The sequence below is a fragment of the Streptomyces flaveolus genome (assembly GCF_000716535.1).
In the GTDB taxonomy this organism is placed as follows: Bacteria; Actinomycetota; Actinomycetes; order Streptomycetales; family Streptomycetaceae; genus Streptomyces; species Streptomyces flaveolus_A.
Map to the genome: position 1 here is coordinate 1 of NZ_JNWV01000129.1, position 1,070 is coordinate 1,070.

A 1,070-nucleotide genomic window follows, 5' to 3' on the forward strand; every position below is an offset into this window, starting at 1 on the left:
GCCGTCTACGCCGACCCGGACCGGGACGCTCTGCATGTCCGCGCCGCGGATGAGGCGTTCGCCCTGGGCGGTGACACCCCGGCCACCAGCTACCTGGTCATCGACAAGATCCTCAACGCGGCACGGGAATCCGGCGCGGACGCCGTCCATCCGGGATACGGCTTCCTCTCCGAGAACGCCGACTTCGCCCAGGCCGTCCTGGACGCCGGACTGATCTGGATCGGCCCGCCACCACAGGCCATCCGCGACCTCGGCGACAAGGTCGCCGCCCGCCACATCGCCCAGCGCGCCGGCGCACCCCTGGTCGCGGGCACCCCGGACCCCGTCTCCGGCGCCGACGAAGTCGTCGCCTTCGCCCGGGAACACGGCCTGCCCATCGCGATCAAGGCCGCCTTCGGCGGCGGCGGCCGCGGCCTGAAGGTGGCCCGCACCCTCGAAGAAGTCCCCGAACTGTACGACTCCGCCGTACGCGAGGCGGTCGCCGCCTTCGGCCGCGGCGAGTGCTTCGTCGAGCGCTACCTGGACCGCCCACGCCACGTGGAGACCCAGTGCCTGGCCGACAAGCACGGCAACGTGGTCGTGGTCTCCACCCGCGACTGCTCCCTCCAGCGCCGCCACCAAAAACTCGTCGAAGAGGCCCCCGCCCCGTTCCTGTCCGAGGAACAGGTCGCCGAGCTCTACCGCGCCTCGAAGGCCATCCTGAAGGAAGCCCGCTACGAAGGCGCCGGCACCTGCGAGTTCCTGGTCGGCCAGGACGGCACCATCTCCTTCCTGGAAGTCAACACCCGCCTCCAGGTGGAACACCCGGTGACCGAGGAGGTCGCCGGCATCGACCTGGTCCGCGAGATGTTCCGCATCGCCGACGGCGAGCCCCTCGGCTACGACGACCCCGTCCTGCGCGGTCACTCGTTCGAGTTCCGCATCAACGGCGAGGACCCCGGCCGCAACTTCCTCCCGGCCCCCGGCACGGTCACCCGCTTCGACCCCCCGTCCGGCCCCGGCGTCCGCCTGGACGCCGGCGTGGAATCCGGCGCCGTCATCGGCCCCGCCTGGGACTCCCTGCTCGCCAA

At 71.7% G+C, this 1,070-nt stretch carries 1 protein-coding gene; it reads left to right on the plus strand.

Annotated features, from left to right (window positions below; translation table 11 throughout):
• Nucleotides 1–1,070, plus strand: a 1,070-nt coding sequence (locus OO52_RS45470; protein WP_030659333.1) for an acetyl-CoA carboxylase biotin carboxylase subunit, incomplete at both ends; no start/stop codon positions are given.